This is a genomic window from Mycobacterium lehmannii (genome assembly GCF_002245535.1).
GTDB classification, from domain to species: Bacteria; Actinomycetota; Actinomycetes; order Mycobacteriales; family Mycobacteriaceae; genus Mycobacterium; species Mycobacterium lehmannii.
Map to the genome: position 1 here is coordinate 311,643 of NZ_NKCN01000001.1, position 17,289 is coordinate 328,931.

Annotated in this window: 20 protein-coding genes; 12 read left to right on the forward strand and 8 right to left on the reverse strand. The window is 67.9% G+C overall.

Features of this window, described 5'->3' with window-relative positions; all coding sequences use genetic code 11:
* The first annotated feature begins 29 nt into the window (after nucleotides 1–29).
* A complete protein-coding gene (locus CEX87_RS01600) occupies nucleotides 30–851 on the forward strand; it encodes a TIGR03560 family F420-dependent LLM class oxidoreductase (RefSeq protein WP_094285700.1) in 822 nt (273 codons plus the stop codon).
* Here CEX87_RS01600 and CEX87_RS01605 read toward each other — a convergent pair whose 3' ends face one another.
* Genes CEX87_RS01605 through CEX87_RS01620 form a run of 4 tightly spaced genes read right to left on the reverse strand, consistent with a single transcriptional unit; the run spans nucleotide 852 to nucleotide 3,995 of the window.
* Nucleotides 852–1,733, reverse strand: a complete 882-nt coding sequence (locus CEX87_RS01605) for an amino acid ABC transporter permease (protein ID WP_068197554.1) — start codon at nucleotides 1,731–1,733, stop codon at nucleotides 852–854. It abuts the gene before it with no gap.
* The gene (locus CEX87_RS01610) at nucleotides 1,730–2,413 is read right to left on the reverse strand and encodes an amino acid ABC transporter permease (protein ID WP_094285702.1); all 684 of its coding nucleotides are present in this window, start codon (nucleotides 2,411–2,413) and stop codon (nucleotides 1,730–1,732) included. The genes CEX87_RS01605 and CEX87_RS01610 overlap by 4 nt, the downstream gene beginning before the upstream one ends.
* Before the next feature lie 27 nt (nucleotides 2,414–2,440).
* Nucleotides 2,441–3,250: a glutamate ABC transporter substrate-binding protein gene (locus CEX87_RS01615; protein WP_064395270.1), complete on the reverse strand. Its 810-nt coding sequence runs from the start codon at nucleotides 3,248–3,250 to the stop codon at nucleotides 2,441–2,443.
* Between the two features lie 16 nt (nucleotides 3,251–3,266).
* On the reverse strand, nucleotides 3,267–3,995 hold the full coding sequence (locus CEX87_RS01620) for an amino acid ABC transporter ATP-binding protein (protein WP_064395601.1): 729 nt from the start codon (nucleotides 3,993–3,995) through the stop codon (nucleotides 3,267–3,269).
* A gap of 157 nt (nucleotides 3,996–4,152) precedes the next feature.
* Here CEX87_RS01620 and miaB point away from each other — a divergent pair, with 157 nt between their 5' ends.
* Nucleotides 4,153–5,706: a tRNA (N6-isopentenyl adenosine(37)-C2)-methylthiotransferase MiaB gene (miaB, locus tag CEX87_RS01625; protein WP_064416994.1), complete on the forward strand. Its 1,554-nt coding sequence runs from the start codon at nucleotides 4,153–4,155 to the stop codon at nucleotides 5,704–5,706.
* Nucleotides 5,694–6,302: an Rv2732c family membrane protein gene (locus CEX87_RS01630; protein ID WP_064395272.1), complete on the forward strand. Its 609-nt coding sequence runs from the start codon at nucleotides 5,694–5,696 to the stop codon at nucleotides 6,300–6,302. The genes miaB and CEX87_RS01630 overlap by 13 nt, the downstream gene beginning before the upstream one ends.
* 29 nt (nucleotides 6,303–6,331) lie before the next feature.
* Here CEX87_RS01630 and CEX87_RS01635 read toward each other — a convergent pair whose 3' ends face one another.
* Entirely contained in the window at nucleotides 6,332–6,853 is a 522-nt protein-coding gene (locus tag CEX87_RS01635; protein ID WP_066809181.1) for a hypothetical protein, read from the reverse strand.
* 380 nt (nucleotides 6,854–7,233) lie between these two features.
* Here CEX87_RS01635 and CEX87_RS01640 point away from each other — a divergent pair, with 380 nt between their 5' ends.
* From CEX87_RS01640 to CEX87_RS01650, 3 genes are all read left to right on the forward strand, one after another.
* The gene (locus tag CEX87_RS01640; RefSeq protein WP_082693878.1) at nucleotides 7,234–8,091 is read left to right on the forward strand and encodes a SigB/SigF/SigG family RNA polymerase sigma factor; all 858 of its coding nucleotides are present in this window, start codon (nucleotides 7,234–7,236) and stop codon (nucleotides 8,089–8,091) included.
* Nucleotides 8,092–8,105: 14 nt separating this feature from the next.
* Nucleotides 8,106–8,432, forward strand: coding sequence for a hypothetical protein (locus CEX87_RS01645; RefSeq protein ID WP_231984613.1), 327 nt, complete (start codon nucleotides 8,106–8,108; stop codon nucleotides 8,430–8,432).
* A 91-nt stretch (nucleotides 8,433–8,523) separates the two neighbouring features.
* A complete protein-coding gene (locus tag CEX87_RS01650; protein WP_231984612.1) occupies nucleotides 8,524–9,603 on the forward strand; it encodes a S1C family serine protease in 1,080 nt (359 codons plus the stop codon).
* Here CEX87_RS01650 and CEX87_RS01655 read toward each other — a convergent pair.
* A complete protein-coding gene (locus CEX87_RS01655; RefSeq protein ID WP_064395275.1) occupies nucleotides 9,600–10,037 on the reverse strand; it encodes a lipoprotein LpqH in 438 nt (145 codons plus the stop codon). The genes CEX87_RS01650 and CEX87_RS01655 overlap by 4 nt on opposite strands.
* A 144-nt stretch (nucleotides 10,038–10,181) precedes the next feature.
* Between CEX87_RS01655 and CEX87_RS01660 the strand changes: the two genes are divergently transcribed.
* Complete coding sequence (locus CEX87_RS01660) at nucleotides 10,182–10,595, forward strand: lipoprotein LpqH (protein WP_064395276.1); 414 nt, start codon at nucleotides 10,182–10,184, stop codon at nucleotides 10,593–10,595.
* 4 nt (nucleotides 10,596–10,599) lie between these two features.
* On the opposite strand, the gene CEX87_RS01665 is transcribed toward CEX87_RS01660, so the two are convergent.
* Nucleotides 10,600–11,931, reverse strand: a complete 1,332-nt coding sequence (locus CEX87_RS01665) for a DUF349 domain-containing protein (RefSeq protein ID WP_094285704.1) — start codon at nucleotides 11,929–11,931, stop codon at nucleotides 10,600–10,602.
* A gap of 172 nt (nucleotides 11,932–12,103) precedes the next feature.
* Here CEX87_RS01665 and CEX87_RS01670 point away from each other — a divergent pair, with 172 nt between their 5' ends.
* From CEX87_RS01670 to hflX, 5 genes are read left to right on the forward strand one after another with little or no spacing between them, the layout of a single operon-like run.
* The gene (locus CEX87_RS01670) at nucleotides 12,104–12,979 is read left to right on the forward strand and encodes a DMT family transporter (RefSeq protein WP_064426141.1); all 876 of its coding nucleotides are present in this window, start codon (nucleotides 12,104–12,106) and stop codon (nucleotides 12,977–12,979) included.
* A 10-nt stretch (nucleotides 12,980–12,989) separates the two neighbouring features.
* Nucleotides 12,990–13,679 carry a class III extradiol ring-cleavage dioxygenase family protein gene (locus tag CEX87_RS01675; protein ID WP_064395605.1) on the forward strand — a complete coding sequence of 230 codons (690 nt, stop codon included), beginning with the start codon at nucleotides 12,990–12,992 and terminating at the stop codon, nucleotides 13,677–13,679.
* 13 nt (nucleotides 13,680–13,692) lie between these two features.
* A complete protein-coding gene (gene miaA, locus CEX87_RS01680) occupies nucleotides 13,693–14,601 on the forward strand; it encodes a tRNA (adenosine(37)-N6)-dimethylallyltransferase MiaA (protein ID WP_064395278.1) in 909 nt (302 codons plus the stop codon).
* 4 nt (nucleotides 14,602–14,605) lie between these two features.
* The gene (dapF, locus tag CEX87_RS01685; protein WP_064395279.1) at nucleotides 14,606–15,478 is read left to right on the forward strand and encodes a diaminopimelate epimerase; all 873 of its coding nucleotides are present in this window, start codon (nucleotides 14,606–14,608) and stop codon (nucleotides 15,476–15,478) included.
* Between the two features lie 45 nt (nucleotides 15,479–15,523).
* Nucleotides 15,524–16,939, forward strand: coding sequence for a GTPase HflX (hflX, locus tag CEX87_RS01690; RefSeq protein ID WP_094285706.1), 1,416 nt, complete (start codon nucleotides 15,524–15,526; stop codon nucleotides 16,937–16,939).
* Between the two features lie 73 nt (nucleotides 16,940–17,012).
* Here hflX and mbp1 read toward each other — a convergent pair whose 3' ends face one another.
* A complete protein-coding gene (mbp1, locus tag CEX87_RS01695) occupies nucleotides 17,013–17,270 on the reverse strand; it encodes a microaggregate-binding protein 1 (protein ID WP_064395281.1) in 258 nt (85 codons plus the stop codon).
* Between the last annotated feature and the right edge of the window lie 19 nt (nucleotides 17,271–17,289).

Sequence of the window (17,289 nt, forward strand, 5' to 3'; positions counted from 1 at the left end):
TGAAAAAGCCGACCGCGTAAGCAGTTTGCATGCAGGTATCCGTCAAGCTGGCGCCCACCTTCGACTACCCGGTCCTCGAACGGTTCTGGCGGACGGGCGACGACCTCGGTTTCCCGGCGGTGTGGAACTACGACCATTTCTACGGTCTGGTCGATCATGCGACACCGACCCACGAGGGGTGGACGAGTCTGGCTGCGATGGCCGTGGTCGTGCGGCGCGCCCGGGTGGGCTGCCTGGTCACCGGTGTCACGTACCGCAACCCCGCGGTGCTGGCGAAGATGGCCGTCACCGTCGACCACATCTCCGGTGGCCGACTGGATTTCGGCCTCGGGGCCGGCTGGCACGAGGGCGAGCACCGCGGATACGGCATCGACTTCCCACCGCCGGGACAGCGGGTCGCGATGGTGGATGAGGCGCTCACGGTCATCCGCAGGCTCTGGACCGAAGAGGCGGTCGACTTCACCGGCCGCTTCTTCACGCTGCAGCAGGCGCGCTGCGATCCCAAGCCGCTTCAGCGTCCGCATCCACCGATCGTGGTCGGCGCCTCACAGCCGAAGATGTTGCGCGTCGCGGCAAAGCATGCCGACGAATGGAACATGCCGAGCACCTCGCCCCAGGAGTGGGCGGCGGCCAGCAGCGGGCTCGGCGACGCGTGCGCGGCGGAAGGCCGTGACCCATCGTCGATCCGACGCGGCGTGCAGTTGTTCCTGTATCCGGATCAACCCGATCAGGTCGACGCCCAGCTGGAGTCCCTGACCGAGTACGACCGACTCGGCTGCCAGCATGTCGTGTTGTCCTTCTATCAGCCGCCCGACGATGAATTGCTGGCCAGATGCGCCGAACTGGCCTGATCACACGGCTTTTGCGCCCGGTGCGCCTTCCTGTTCGACCGCTTCGGTCTCAAGCGGCGTGGGACCGCGACGCGAACGTCGCATCCGCGCCTCCACCCGGGTCGCCACCCACGACAGCGTGAAGTTCACGGCGATGATCAGCAACGCGACCACGATCAGCGCGGGCAGCAGATTGCCGTATGCGGTACCCATCTGCACGCCCTGGCGAACGAGTTCGAGGAACGTGATGATGTAGCCGATCGCGGTGTCCTTGAGCACCACGACGAGCTGCGAGATCAACACCGGCAGCATCGACGTGATCGCCTGCGGCAGAAGGATCGAGCGCATCGTCTGGCCCCACGTCATGCCGAGGGCATAAGCCGCCTCGGATTGTCCGCGGGGCAGGGCGTGGACGCCGGCGCGCACGATCTCGGCGATGACAGCGCCGTTGTAGAGCGTCAGCCCGGTGATGACCGCTGCCAGCGCCAGATACTTCGACGGAAACATGTCGTAGGCCGCGTACAGCGCGAACGCGAACAGCATCATGATCAGAACCGGCACGGCACGGAAGAATTCGACGATCACCGCGCACGGCCAGCGAAGGAAGCCGTGGGTCGAGAGCCGACCCACGCCGAGCAGCAGACCGAGGATCAGCGCCAGCACGATCGACACCCCGGCGGCGGTCAACGTGCCTTGCACGCCGGGCAGAACGTAGGTTCGCCACAGATCGGCCGTCAGGAACGGCTCCCATTTGGCCGCGGTGAGCTGATCTTTGGCCGCCATCTGCACGAGCACCGCGACCAGGACGAGCGCGGTGACCACGATGACGATCGCCGACACCACCCAGTTACGGACGCGCGCCCGCGGTCCCGGCGCGTCGAAGAGAACAGAAGCGGTACTCACCTGTTGACCGCCATCCGTTTGCCGAGCCAGCCGAAGAACAGTCCGATCGGCAGTGTGAGGACGACGAAGCCGGCCGCGAAGATGGTGCCGATGGTGAGTATCGCGGCGGTGTTCTCGATCATCTCCTTCATCAGCAGCGCGGCCTCGGCCACGCCGATCGCCGAGGCGATCGTGGTGTTCTTGGTCAAGGCGATCAACACCGACCCGAGCGGAATGATCACGGCTCGAAAAGCCTGCGGCATCAGGATGAGTCGCAAATTCTGTCCGAACGTCAACCCCAGCGACCGGGCCGCCTCGGCCTGTCCCAGCGGCACGGTGTTCACCCCGGAGCGCACCGTCTCACATACGAACGCCGCGGTGTACAACGCCAGGCCGAGCACCGCCAGACGAAAGTTGCTGTCCTCGATGGACGTTCGCGAGTTCGGGTCGACCAGCGTGATTCCCATGGTCCCGGCCAACCCGAACGAACAGAACAGGATGATCAGCGTCAACGGCGTGTTGCGCACCACGTTGACGTATGACGTTCCGAGCCAGCGAAGCACCGGCACCGGCGCCAACCGCATTGCGGCCAGCACCGTGCCGAGCACCAGCGCACCGATGCCGGAGTAGACCGTCAGTTGGATCGTCGTCCAGAACGCCTCGACGATCTGGCCGACGGTGTAGCCGGGGAGAACCTCCACATGACCTCCTAGTGCGGGGGAGGTCCGTCAGCTCTGGTTGATCTGCGGCGGCTTCGGCGCGGGAATGCCCGCGGCCCCGAGGTTGTCGTCCCAGGCCTTCTTCCAGGCGCCTTCCTGCTCCATCTTTGCCAGCGCGTCGTTGATCTGCGTCAGCAACTCGGAATCGCCCTTCTTCAAACCGATCCCGTACCGCTCCTCGGAGAAGGTGCCGCCGACGACCTTGAACGCGCCCGGGCTTTGGGCCGCATAGCCCGCCAGAATCACCTCGTCTGTCGTCACCGCATCGATGGCGCCGTTCTTCAACGCCTCGATGCACGCCGAGTACGTGTCGTACTGCTGCAGCTGCACACCGGAGTACTTGTCCTTGATGCGTTGCGCCGGTGTCGAACCCGACACCGAACACAGCTTCTTATTGTTCTCCAGCGACGCCTCACCGGTGATGTCGGTGTTGTCGGCGCGCACCAGCAGGCTCTGCCCCGTGATCAGATACGGCCCCGCGAAGTCGACCTTCTCCTGGCGCGCGTCGGTGATCGAGTACGTCGCGACGATGTACTTCACCTGACCGTTCTGGATCAGCGTCTCGCGCTGACCCGAAGGGGCTTCCTTCCACTCGATCTTGTCCTCGGGATACCCGAGTTGTTGTGCCACGTACCTGGCCACGTCGACGTCGAAGCCGCTCATGGTGCCGTCGGGATTCTTCAGTCCCAGCCCGGGCTGGTCGAACTTGGTGCCGATGACGATCGTGCCCTCGTCGCCCCCGCCGCATGCGGTCACAGACAGTGGCAGCGCGACAGCGAGCGCGAGCGCTCCCAGAACGCGCTTGGAAAAGGATGGCATTGGAGATTCCTTTCGACTAGTGGTGAAGGATCTTGCCGAGAAAGTCCTTGGCACGCTCGCTTTGCGGGTTGGTGAAGAACTGCTGGGGTTCGGCCGCTTCGACGATCGCGCCATCGGCCATGAACACCACCCGGTTTGCCGCGCCGCGGGCGAAACCCATTTCGTGCGTCACGACCAGCATCGTCATCCCGTCTTTGGCCAGCGACGTCATCACGTTGAGCACTTCGTTGATCATCTCGGGGTCCAGCGCGCTGGTCGGTTCGTCGAACAGCATCACCTTCGGGTTCATTGCCAGAGACCGCGCGATCGCCACCCGCTGCTGCTGCCCGCCGGACAGCTGCGCCGGGTACTTGTCGGCCTGGTTGGCGATACCCACCCGCTCGAGTAGCTGCATCGCCTTCTCGCGGGCCTCGTTCTTGGACTTCTTGCGCACCTTCATCGGAGCCAGCGTGACGTTCTCGAGGATCGTCTTGTGGGCGAACAGGTTGAAGGACTGGAACACCATACCCACGTCAGACCGCAACTCGGCGAGCTTGCGCCCCTCCTCGGGCAGCACCTCGCCGTCGATCGTGATGGTGCCCGAATCGATGGGCTCGAGCCGATTGATGGTGCGGCACAACGTCGACTTGCCCGAGCCCGATGGACCGAGCACCACGATCACCTCGCCGCGCTCCACCTCGAGGTTGATGTCTTTGAGCACATGCAGGTTGCCGAAGTGTTTGTTGACGTCCGAGATCGAGATCATGGGCACGCTTGACTGAGTCGGATCGACCTCTTTTCCGTCCGACTCGCTGGTCTTCATGGGTGCAGACCTTACCGAGGGAAGGGCATGCCTGCCCGGAACTCGACAATCCGCCCGGGTCGGCGCATCGCCCGGTCCGTACCATGGGGCCGTGACTTCGATGGTGACGCGAGAGGGAGCGGCCGAGCGGGCCGTTCGCCCGCACGCGACCGACGAGTCCTCGCATGCGCCGGCGACGACCCGCACATACCAGGTCCGTACCTACGGCTGCCAGATGAACGTGCACGACTCCGAGCGACTCTCGGGGTTGCTGGAGGGCGCCGGATACCAACGCGCCGCCGAGGGCGAGGACGCCGACGTCGTTGTGTTCAACACCTGCGCCGTCCGCGAGAACGCTGACAACAAGCTTTACGGCAACATCAGCCACCTGGCGCCGCGCAAGCAGGCCAACCCGGATATGCAGATCGCTGTCGGCGGCTGCCTGGCGCAGAAGGACCGGGCCGCCGTGCTGGACCGGGCGCCGTGGGTCGACGTGGTGTTCGGCACCCACAACATCGGGTCGTTGCCCACGCTGCTCGAGCGCGCCAGACACAACAACGCGGCCCAGGTCGAGATCGTCGAGGCGCTCCAGGAGTTCCCGTCGGCGCTGCCCGCCGCGCGCGAATCCGCATATGCCGCTTGGGTGTCGGTGTCGGTGGGCTGCAACAACACCTGCACGTTCTGCATCGTGCCCGCCCTGCGCGGCAAAGAAGTCGACCGGCGGCCCGGTGACGTGCTCGCCGAGGTGCAGACACTCGTCGAACAAGGCGTGCTCGAGATCACGCTGCTCGGCCAGAACGTCAACGCCTACGGCGTGTCCTTCGCCGACCCCGAAGAACCGCGGGACCGCGGCGCGTTCGCCAAGCTGCTGCGCGCCTGCGGCGGCATCGACGGACTCGAACGGGTGCGGTTCACCTCACCGCACCCCGCGGAGTTCACCGACGACGTGATCGCCGCGATGGCCGAGACACCGAATGTCTGCCCGACGCTGCACATGCCGCTGCAATCCGGATCCGACCGCATTCTGCGGGCGATGCGACGGTCCTACCGCGCCGAGCGCTACCTCGGCATCATCGACCGCGTCCGCGCCGCGATACCGCACGCGGCGATCACCACCGACCTCATCGTCGGTTTTCCGGGTGAGACCGAGGAGGACTTCCAGGCCACGCTCGACGTCGTCGAGCAGGCGCGGTTCGCCAGCGCGTTCACCTTCCAGTACTCCAAGCGACCCGGCACCCCCGCCGCCGAGTTACCCGATCAGGTCCCCAAAGCCGTTGTGAGCGAACGCTATCAACGTTTGATCGACCTCCAGGAGAGGATCTCTCTCGAGGAGAACCACGCTTTGGTCGGCCATACCGTCGAAGTCCTGGTGGCCGCCGGTGAGGGCCGCAAAGACGCCACGACGGCCAGAATGTCGGGTCGGGCCCGCGACGGCCGCCTCGTGCACTTCAACCCGCAGCGACTCGAGATCCGCCCCGGCGACGTCGTGACCTCGACCGTGACCGGTGCCGCTCCGCACCACCTGATCGCCGATTCAGCCGTGCACAGCCATCGGCGCACCCGGGCGGGCGACGCCCACTCCGAAGGCCGGCGCCCGCGCACCGGCGTCGGCCTGGGCATGCCGGGCATCGGCGCGCCTACGACACCCGCTACCGCGACGGGATGCACACGGTGACGGCTCCCGACGACAACGGTTTTGACGAGTTCAAGGGCGACATCGAGGCCGTCGAGCGGCGCGTCGCGGGCGAGATCGACCCCGGCGCACGAGCTCTGGTGATCGCCATCGGGGTGTTCGTGCTTCTGGTGTCGTTCATCCTGCCGCACACCGGCGACGCGCGCGGTCTGGATGTGCTCCTCGGCGGTGAAACGGCGCTGCGCGAGGGGATCACCCTGCCGTTACGCGTATTCGCTTGGCTGGTACTGGTGTTCGGCGTCGGCTTCTCGATGCTCGCCCTGCTCACCCGGCGCTGGGCGCTGGCTTGGATCGCGCTGGCGGGTTCCACGGTGGCGACGCTTCTCGGTTTGTTGGCGGTGTGGTCGCGCCAAACCGCCCCCGACCGCTACCCGGGACCGGGCATCGGGCTGATCATCGCGTGGATCGCGGTCGCGGTCGTGACGTTCCACTGGGCCAGGGCGGTGTGGGCACGCACCGCGCTGCAGTCGGCCGCCGAGGAGGAACGGCGCAGGGCCGCCGCGGAGCAACAGAAGAAGGGTCTGCTCGAGAACCTCGACGACGACAACGGCTCGACCGACGGCTCGACCGACGGCTGACCCACCCCACGGCGGCCACACCGAATGGCCTACTTCTGAGTGGGACAGGCCTCGATCGGAACCTTCATCACGAGGTCGCCCTGCTTGTCGAAGTGAAACGTCATGTCCACCGACTTGCCCGGCGTCGCCGATTCCCGAAGCCCCTCGACTCTGGCCGTGAAGGGGTAGTCTGCGGCGCCGTCGGTGACGTCTTCGATCGGTTGGCCGGCGGCGATCGACGTCTCGGGCGGAATCTGCAGCGTCGCATCGGGAGAGAGCCGAATCGCCTCGGCGGCGGGCGTCTCGATGCCGAGCAGGCGTTCGGGCTCGGTGATCCGGTTGTTCGTCACCGTGAACGTGAGCGCCGCCGCATCGCCGACCTGGATGGCGCACGACCCCGGTATGAAGCGCGGCACGATGAAGGCATTCTCGACCGACGTCGTCTCGGTCTCCGAACCCGCGCCCCGGTTCGACGAGTCCATGTTCGGATCGCCGCCGCAACCGGCGACCAACACGCTCGTCACCAAACCGGCCGCCGCAACGCGACGCCGTGAAACGGTAAGTGTCTTCATCTGAGTTGCCTATCTCGCGGCAAAGCATGCCGGCGAGTCGAAGTGCGGCAGGCACAGCCAGTCGACCCGGAAGTGGGATCGGCGAGGTCTTCCACTCGCGGAGACTGGGCTTTGGTCGGGTCAACGGTGAGAGCTTGCATGGTGAGAAGAGTTGCCCGCGAACCGCGTCCCTATACGTTCGGCGGCCGATCGGCGCACTGGGCCCACTGCGCCTACTTCTGTTTGCTGAATTTGCGAGTCCGGGTTCACGGGTTCTTATCAGATTCCTTTCAGGTTGCGTTATTCCTGCGCCGATAGTCTGCACTTACAGGTCGGTCGACAGCACCCAGTCGAACGGTGGACGGGCCGGCCCAACGTCAATACCGAGAGGGGAGGCCGTCATGGTATCGGCCCTGCTGGAGGCTGCCAATCGCGTCGATTCCGTGGAACCGACGGGCGACACGGGCGCGGCGGGGACTCACGAAGACGACTACGACGACGTGCACCCGCAGTGCTGCGAGCTGCGCCGCACGCCGGAGGGGGCGCGACGGGACTCGCTTCGTTGCAAGATCATCACCAGATGTTTGCCGCTGGCCGACCATATCGCGGGCCGCTTCGCCGGCCGCGGCGAATCGGCCGACGACCTGAGGCAGGTGGCCCGGCTGGGCCTGATCAAGGCGATCGACCGCTACGACCCAAGTAAGGGGCCGTTTCTCGGCTACGCCGTACCGACGATCATGGGCGAGGTTCGCCGCCACTTCCGCGACCACACGTGGGTCATACACGTGCCCCGCAGGATCAAGGACACCCGCCAGCGCGTGCGCGCCGCGATCGGTCCGATGTCACAGCGTCTCGGCCGAGCGCCGACGGCCACCGAACTGGCCGCCGAGCTCGGTGTCGACCGAGACGAGGTGGTGCAGTCGGTCGACGCGGCTGTCGCGTACCGACCGTCGTCACTCGACGCGGCGGCACCCGGTGATGGGAAATCCGAACCGGCCGCCGCACGGCAGGGCCTCGACGACCCGCGCTACAGCAGCGTCGAGGACGCGCTGACCGTCGCCGGACTGGTGAGCACGCTCACCGAGCGTGAACGGCTGATCCTGCGGCTGCGGTTCTGTGAGAACCTGCCGCAGAGCCAAATCGGCCGGCGCCTCGGTGTTTCGCAGGTACAGGTATCGCGGCTGCTCGGCGCGACGCTGGAGCGGCTGCGGCAATCTTGCCGCGAGGAATCCGCGGCAATGGGTATGTCAGGTGCATGATTGTGCTACGGATAGTGCTTTTCGTTGGTGTCGTCGCGGCGATCGTCGGCGTCGCGGGCTTGTTCACTCCGGTTTCGGCATCACCCGAGAATCTGACGATCGAGTGCGGCAGCGCCGTGGCGCCCGACTTGTCCGCCGCCCGCGCGCACGACGACGGCAGCGCAGCCAACATCCCGGTTCCCGGTGGGGTGGTCGCCGACACCGACTTCACGCGGCTGTGTCAGATGAATCTCGAGGACCGGCGGATATGGACGATCACGCTGGCGGTCGCCGGTGTCGTTGCTGCCGCCGGCGCGCTCGTGCTGGGTGCTCGCTGGAAGCGAGCCAAGCGGTCCCCCTAGCCGGCCCGTGCACCGCCTCGGCAGTCCGAGCCGCTGCTATCGCCGGCGGCCGGTCCGTGCCGTGTGCATACTGAATTCAGGAGGTAAACCTTTGCAGACCAGGCATTTTCGTGTCGGAGCGGCCGCCGCGGCAGCTCTCGTCGCGGTCGCCGGATGCACGCTGCAGTCCAGTCCACAGGACGCGTCGACATCGGCTCCGGCGTCGACACCGACTCCGGCGGCGACGCCGTTGACCGAGGCTTCTCCACCTTCGGCGCTGGACCGCACCGGCTACGCCGATCTGGTGGAACGCGTCAGTCCGAGCGTGGTGACGGTCGAGCGCGACGGCGGTGTCGGCAGCGGCGTGGTGCTACGCCCCGACGTCGTGGTGACCAATGCCCATGTCGTCGGCGACGCCCGCGAAGTGACCGTCATAACCGCCGACGAGGAACGTTCGCCCGGCGTCGTGGTGGGCACGGACGAGGTGACCGACCTGGCCGTCGTGCGCACGCAAGGCCAGGACATGCCGGTGCCGCGGTTCCGCGAAGATCTGCCCCGGCCCGGCGAGGTCGCCGTCGCGATCGGGAGTCCGCTGGGGTTCCAGAACTCCGTGACCGTCGGCGTCATCTCGGGTCTGCACCGGGACATCCCCGGCTCGGCGGCGAAAACTCAGTCGTTGGTGGATTTGATCCAGACCGACGCGCCCATCTCGCCGGGTAACTCCGGCGGCGCCTTGCTCGACGCCGAGGGACGGGTCGTGGGGATCAACGAGGCGTACATTCCGCCGGCGGTGGGCGCGGTGTCGTTGGGGTTCGCGATTCCCGCGGCAACGGTGCTCGATGTGGCGAATCAACTCCTCGCCGACGGCGAAGCCACGCACCCGTACCTCGGTATCTCCCTGGGCCGGCTGACCCCGGCGATCCAGCAGCTGCGGGGTGTGCAGGTCGACGGCGGTGCGTTGGTGACCAGCGTCGATCCCGGCGCACCGGCTGCCCTCGCGGGGCTTCGGCCCGGCGACGTGATCGTCGAGTTCGCCGGCAAACCGGTGCATTCTGTCGAGGACCTACTGGGTGGCTTGCGCCAGACGCAGCCGGGGTCCGAGCAATCGATGGTGTTCATGCGCGGGGGTGACCGTGAACAAACGACGGTGACGATCGGTTCGCGCACGGGCTCACTCTCGCGACCGGGCTAGCATCCGGCCGTTATGTCGAAGGCCGCTGTCGCTGGGCGGTGAGGGTCGTCGGCGAAGTACCCGTACCCGGTGCCGCTGATCGTGATTCGGCCGTTGTCGCGGGTTGCTCGCAGTTGACCGACGCCACCGGTCCATGCGGAACCGGTGAACCCGCCGAGGTCGCGGATCTTGACGACCTGCGCGTCGGGGCCGTCGTCCGTATCGACGATGGCCGTGAAACCCCTGTCGGTGTCCCCGCTTTCGATGGTCAGCAGCCACTTCACCTTGGCGCAGCTGACGTAGTACCGATCACCGGTGGGATGCGAGTTGATGGACATCGTCGCGGTGCCGCCCATGGGGTCGGGTGAAGCCGGCGGTGCGGAAGAGCAGCCGGAGAGCCCCGCGGTCAGCAACAGTGCTGCCGCGGTGCGCGCGACGCTGACATCTTCGACCATGACCGGACCTTCGGGAGTCGGGTCAAAGTGATACCCGCAATGGCTGCCGGCCATACGCCGGAGGTATACAGCAAATCTCCGTGGGGAATGCGAATGTCAACGCCCGGCGAAGACGAGTAGCCGGGAAGTCATCGAGGCGGCACCATGGACAAACGATTTGCCGTTGCAACAGCAGCCGTGCTGATGATCCCGACGGGATGCGCGTCGGGCCCGGAACTGCTGGCCAAGCACCTCGTCCATGTGAGCATCGACGGGAAGGATGCCGGCGGGCACCTCGTCGATTGCACCCAGGTGGGCTGGCTGTGGAATCTCGAGACGCTCGAGCAGACGCCCGGCCTGATCGCCCAGGTTCGCACCGGGGATCCGGTCGTCGCGCGCTCGGTGCAGATCAAGAACCTGGGTGGGTTCACGGGCAGCTTTTGGGACGGGACCACCGGTGAGGCCGAAGCCAGCCTGGTGGACGGCAAGTTCACGATCACCGGCACGGCAGTCGGGTTCTTCCACGACGATCCGGGCGAACGCACCACCGCGCCGTTCGAGATCTCCACCGACTGCTGAGCGTTCAGCTGGTCTTGCCGAGCGCCTCGGCGGCCGCGTCCGCCCACTGCCGCCACTGCTCGGCGCTGGCGCGCGCCTCCGCGGCGTCCTTGTCCCGGCCGGCGGCGGCGGCCTTCTCCGCTTGACGCTCGTATTGCTCTGCGCGGACCCGGAATTGGTCGGCACGCGCCTGGGCTTCGGGATCGACACCGTGCGTCGGCGCCTCGCGGACCTTCTTCTCCACCGCGCGCAGACGCCGCTCCAACTCGGCGCCGCGTTCGCGGGGCACCTTGCCGATGGCGTCCCACTTGTCGCCGATCACCCGCAGCGCGGCGCGCGCCGCGTCGAGATCGGAGGTGTCGATCTTCTCCGCCTCGGCCAGCAGCGCCTCCTTGGCCTGCGCGTTGGCGCGGAACTCGGCGTCACGCTCGGCGCTGGCCGCATTGCGCGCCCCGAAGAACTTGTCCTGAGCCGCCTTGAACCGCTGCCACAACGCGTCGTCGACGTCCTTGGCCGCGCGGCCCGCCGCCTTCCATTCGTTCAGCAGTTCGCGGAACGCCGCGCTCGTGGGACCCCAGTCCGTCGAGTCGGCCATTCCCTCGGCGCGCTCGCACAGCGCCTCCTTGGCCTGCCGGGCGCCGGCGCGTTCGCGGTCGAGTTCGGCGAAATGCGACCCGCGCCTGCGGTTGAACTGCTCGCGCGCCGCCGAATAGCGCTTCCACAGGGCGTCATCGGTCTTGCGGTCCAGCCCGGTGATCGTGCGCCACTCGTCGAGGATCTCCCGCAGCCGGTCGCCTGCGGCCTTCCACTGGGTGGAGTTGGCGGCGATGTCCTCGGCCTCGGCGGCCAGCGCCTCCTTGCGGGCGGTCTGCGCGGCGCGCAACTCTTCGCGCCTGGCCTTCTCGGCCTGCGCCGTCTCGTCGGCGTGGTTGATGATCGCCTGCAGGCGCTCGGCGATCGCGTCGACGTCGCCGAGCACGTGGGCCGTCGGCAGGGTCTCGGCCAGCGACTGCGCGGCCGTTTTGATCTTGCGGGCGTCGCCGGTACCGGACTCGAGCCGACTCTCCATCAGCACGACCTCGGTCTGCAGGTCGTCGAAGCGCCTGCCGAAGTGCGCGTAGGCGGCCTCGGTGTCGCCGGCCTGCCACGATCCGATGATCCGTTCACCCGAGCCGGTGATCAGCCACACCGTGCCGTCGGGGTCGACGCGGCCGAACCGGTGCGGATCGCTGGTCGGGGGCACGGCCACCGTCGGCCCCGGTCGGCCCGGCCGCGGCACGGGTCCGGGACGCGGCGGTCCGGGCCGGGGAGCGGGTTTCGGCGAGGAGGACTGGCCCCCTGGCTGGCTGGTCGTCATGTCGGTAATCCTCGTGCCCTCCGCGGCGTACCGCGTACCTGCCGCGCAACGCGGCGCCTGATCGCTGTCCGAACGCTATTCAAACAGGTCGTCGGGGCGCGTGCGCACAGCTTTCCCCGATGACGTGCCTAGGCTCGTCGCGACAATCTACGGAAGGACTGCGATGGCCGGCATGAGCGCTGGAGTCGATCTGGCCGTCGTCCTGGCCCTGGGCGCCGCTGTGTTCGTGGCGATCGGCGACGTGATCCACCAGCGGCAGGCCCATGAGGTCGCCGACGAGCCGGTCGGTCATCTGGAGCTGTTCACCCGGCTGCTGCGCGACCGGCAGTGGTGGCTGGGCAGTTCCGTGGCCGCCGCCGGGTTCGCGTTGCAGGCCGCCGCGCTGGGCGTGGGGTCGGTGCTTCTCGTCCAGGCGATCCTGGTGACCTCGCTGCTGTTCGCACTGCCGATCCACGCCCGGCTCTCGCATCAGCGGGTGACGCCTTGGCAGTGGACGTGGGCGGCGCTGCTGGCAGCGTCGGTCGTCGTGATCGTGACGGTCGGAAACCCGACCGAGGGGGACTCTCGGGCCTCGTGGGAAACCTGGACCGCGGTGCTGGTGGTGCTCGTTCCGGCGTTGGCGTTGTGCGTCATCGGCGCCGGCATCTGGAAGGGACCCGTCAGCGCGGTGCTACTGGCGCTGGTGTCCGGAGCGTTGTGGGGGTTGTTCGCCGTGTTGACCAAGGGTGTGGTCGACCGTCTCGGGGACGGGCTCGAAGCCCTGCTGCGGACCCCCGAGCTGTACGTCTGGGTGGTCGTGGCGGTCGCGGGTACGGCGTGGCAGCAGGCGTCGTTTCGCGCCGGGTCGCTGACCGCGTCGCTGCCGACGATGACGGTGACCGAACCGGTGGTCGCCGCGGTGCTCGGCGTGGTCGTGCTGGGGGAGACGCTGCGGCCGGGCGAGGAGGGCTGGCTGGTGCTGATCGTCGCGGTGGTGGTGATGGTGGTTTCGACGGCCGCGCTCGCCCGCGGCGAAGCCGCCACCGCCGCCCAGCCCGCATCGCATTAGCGTGGACGGCGTGCTGAGCGCCATCGCGATCGTCCCGTCGGCACCGGTCATGGTGCCCGAACTCGCCGGAGGCGCCGCGCCGGAGCTGGCCGACCTGCGCGAGGCGGTGTTCACCGCGGTGGCCGGCCTTCCGTCGCGCTGGGTCGCGGTCGGGGTTGGGCCCTGCGATCAGGTCGTCGGTCCCGATCAGGCCGGGACGTTCGCCGGTTACGGCGTCGACGTCAGGGTCGCGTTGTCTCCAGGCGGCGACGGCGATCCGGTCGCGATGCCGTTGTGCGCCCTGATCACCGGCTGGGTGCGCGGTGCGGCCCGCTCCGAGGCCTCCGCCGAGGTGCGGGTCTTCAGCGAGGGCCACGACATCGACGCCGCGCTGGCCCACGGCGAGCGGCTGCGCGCCGAGATCGGGGAGGGGGGCAACCCCGTCGGCGTCCTCGTCGTCGCCGACGGAGCCAACACGTTGACGCCGTCGGCGCCGGGCGGTTTCGACCCGGACTCGGTCGCCGTACAAGCCGCGCTCGACGATGCGCTGGCCGGCGGCGAGACCGCGCCGCTTGCCCGATTGCCCGCGTCGGTGGTGGGGCGGGTCGCCTTCGGGGTGCTGGCCGGGTTGGTCGGTCCCGGCCCGCGGTCGGCCAAGGAGCTGTACCGCGGTGCGCCGTACGGCGTCGGTTATTTCACGGGCCTGTGGCAGCCACGATGAGCGCTCGGACACGATGACGCGGCCGATCGCGATCATCGGACCGACGGGGACCGGTAAGTCGGCGCTGGCGCTGGACGTGGCCGAACGGCTCGACGGCGAGATCGTGAATGCCGATGCGATGCAGATGTACCGCGGCATGGACATCGGAACCGCGAAGTCGACGGTTCAGGAGCGGCGCGGGATACCGCACCATCAGCTCGACGTGCTCGAGGTGACCGAGACCGCGAGCGTGGCCCGCTATCAGCAGTCGGCCGCCGACGACATCGAGGCCATCCTCGATCGCGGTGCGGTGCCCGTCATCGTGGGCGGTTCGATGATGTATGTCCAATCGCTGCTCGACAACTGGACGTTCCCGGCCACCGACCCGGCGGTGCGCGCACGCTGGGAGCACCGGCTCGCGGAGATCGGGGCGGCCGCACTGCATCAGGAACTGGCCCGCGTGGACCCCGACGCCGCCACCTCCATCCAGCCCACCGACGGACGACGAATCGTGCGCGCGCTCGAGGTGGTCGAACTGACCGGTCGGCCGTTCGCCGCGTCGTTTCCCACCATCGGCGCACCGCGCTGGGACACCGCGATCATCGGACTCGACTGGCCCACAACGCTTCTGGACGAAAGACTAGCTCAGCGAACCGACAAGATGTTCGCTGACGGACTCGTCGACGAGGTTTGCGCGCTGCTGGAAGGCGGGCTGCGTGAGGGGGTCACCGCGTCGCGGGCGCTGGGTTATGCGCAGGTCCTCGCCGACCTCGACGCCGGTGGCGACGGCTCGGCGGCACGCGAGCCGACGTTCGTCGGCACCCGCCGCTATGTCCGCAGGCAACGGTCCTGGTTCCGCCGTGACCACCGCATCGCCTGGCTGGACGGCGCCGGCCGCGGCCTCGCGGAGGAGACGCTGCGGGTGTGGCGAGACGTACCCTGAACACGTGAGGTTCGCCAAGGGACACGGCACGCAGAACGATTTCGTGCTGCTGCCCGACCTCGACTTCGAGCTGACGCTGGCCCCGGCGGCGGTGACGGCGCTGTGCGACCGGCGCCGCGGGTTGGGCGCCGACGGTGTGCTGCGGGTGACCACCGCGCAGGCCGCGCAGCGTGCCGGTTTGTTCGAACAGTTCCCGGAGGGCGTCGCCGGCGAGGACTGGTACATGGACTACCGCAACGCCGACGGGTCGATCGCGCAGATGTGCGGCAACGGGGTCCGCGTGTTCGCGCACTATCTGCGCGCCAGCGGCCTGGAAAGCCGCGACGACTTCGTGGTCGGGTCGCTGGCAGGTCCCCGGCCGGTGGTGTTGCACCACTGCGACGCGACGAACGCCGACGTCACCGTCGAAATGGGCAAGGTGAACCAGTTGGGCACCGGGGAGGCGATCGTCGGCGGCAGGCCGTTCGCCGGCCTTGCTGTCGACGTCGGCAACCCGCACTTGGCCTGCGTCGACCCCGATCTGACGTTCGAGGAGCTGACCGCCCTCGACGTCGGTGCGCCGGTGTCCTTCGACGCCGCGCAGTTCCCGGAGGGCGTCAACATCGAGGTGTTGACCGCACCCGTGGACGGCGCGGTGACGATGCGGGTGCACGAACGTGGTGTCGGGGAGACCCGGTCGTGCGGAACGGGCACCGTCGCGGCCGCGGTCGCCGCGTTGGCGTACTCCGGCGCGGCAACCGGCAGCCTCGAGGTCCGCATTCCGGGCGGCGAAGTCTCGGTCACGGTCACCGAGGCCAGTAGTTTTCTGCGCGGCCCGTCGGTCCTGGTGGCCCACGGCGAGCTGTCCGAGGAATGGTGGCGCGTTGCGCAACGTTAATTGGGGTGCATGAAAAGTGATTTCCGTGCGAATCTCTATTCGCCTATGACGTATCCCGATCCTTCAACTCACAGCGCCCCGAGCGCGGGCGAGTTGGCTCTCGAAGACCGCACGGCGCTGCGCCGCGTGGCCGGTTTGTCGACCGAACTGACCGACGTTTCCGAGGTCGAGTACCGCCAGCTCCGCCTGGAACGCGTGGTGCTGGTTGGCGTCTGGACCGAAGGCAGTGCCGCCGATGCCGAGGCCAGCCTGGCCGAGCTGGCCGCGCTTGCCGAAACCGCGGGCTCGGAAGTGCTGGAGGGTGTCATCCAGCGCCGCGACAAACCCGACGCCTCCACCTACATCGGCTCGGGCAAGGCCGCCGAACTTCGCGAGATCGTGCTCGCGACGGGTGCCGACACCGTCATCTGCGACGGTGAGCTCAGCCCCGCCCAGCTGACCGCTCTGGAGAAGGCGGTCAAGGTCAAGGTCATCGACCGCACCGCGCTCATCCTCGACATCTTCGCCCAGCACGCGACCAGTCGGGAGGGCAAGGCGCAGGTCACCTTGGCGCAGATGGAGTACATGCTGCCCAGGCTGCGCGGTTGGGGCGAGTCGATGTCTCGGCAGGCCGGCGGACGTGCCGGCGGCGCGGGTGGCGGCGTGGGTCTGCGCGGTCCGGGTGAGACCAAGATCGAGACCGACCGCCGCCGTATCCGCGAGCGGATGGCCAAGCTGCGCCGCGACATCAAGGACATGAAGAAGATCCGCGACACCCAGCGCGGCGGCAGGCGGCGCAGCGAGGTGCCCTCGGTCGCGATCGTGGGTTACACCAACGCGGGCAAATCCAGCCTGCTCAACGCGCTCACCGGAGCGGGCGTGCTGGTGGAGAACGCGTTGTTCGCAACACTCGAACCGACAACGCGCCGAGGCGAGTTCGCCGACGGCAGGCCGTTCGTGCTGACCGACACCGTCGGGTTCGTCCGTCACCTGCCCACCCAGCTCGTGGAGGCCTTCCGCTCCACACTGGAGGAGGTCGTCGACGCCGACCTGCTGGTGCACGTCGTCGACGGCTCCGACGTCAACCCGTTGGCCCAGATCAACGCCGTGCGCGAAGTGATCAACGAAGTGATCGCCGAGCGCAACGTCGCGCCGGCACCGGAGTTGTTGGTGGTCAACAAAATCGACGCCGCCAGCGATCTCGTGCTCGCGCAGCTGCGTCGGGCCCTGCCTGATGCGGTGTTCGTCTCAGCGCGCACCGGTGACGGGCTGGAGCGTTTGCAGCAGCGGATGGCCGAGCTGATCACACCCACCGACACCGTGGTCGACGTGACGATCCCTTACGAGCGCGGCGATCTGGTCAACCGCGTGCACGCCGATGGTCGCGTCGATGCCACCGAACACACCCCCGAAGGGACGAGGATCAAGGCCCGGGTTCCGGTTCCACTGGCGGCCGCCTTGCGCGAGTACGCGACGTTCTGACCCGTTCCTGCGGGCCTCTGAGCATGCAAAGAGGCGCAGAGGTTGTGCCTCTGCGCCTCTCGCTTGAAAAAATCTACCGGTCGTCCGTCGGCCGCTGCTCGGATTCCTGCCGCTTCTCGGCGGTCTTGGCCGCCGCACGGGCGCTCTCGGCTTCGGCTTCCTTCTGTGCAGCGTCGCGCTGCGCATCTGCCTTGTCCTGCTGGGCCTTGCCCTCGCGGTACAGGTCGTCGCGACCCGCGACCGCGCCCAGCACCTCTTTGGCCTTGCCCTTGGCGCCTTCGACGACGCCCTTGATGGCCTCTTCGGGCCCACTATTCTTGTTGTCGGACACTGCGGCTTCCTCCTTGCCG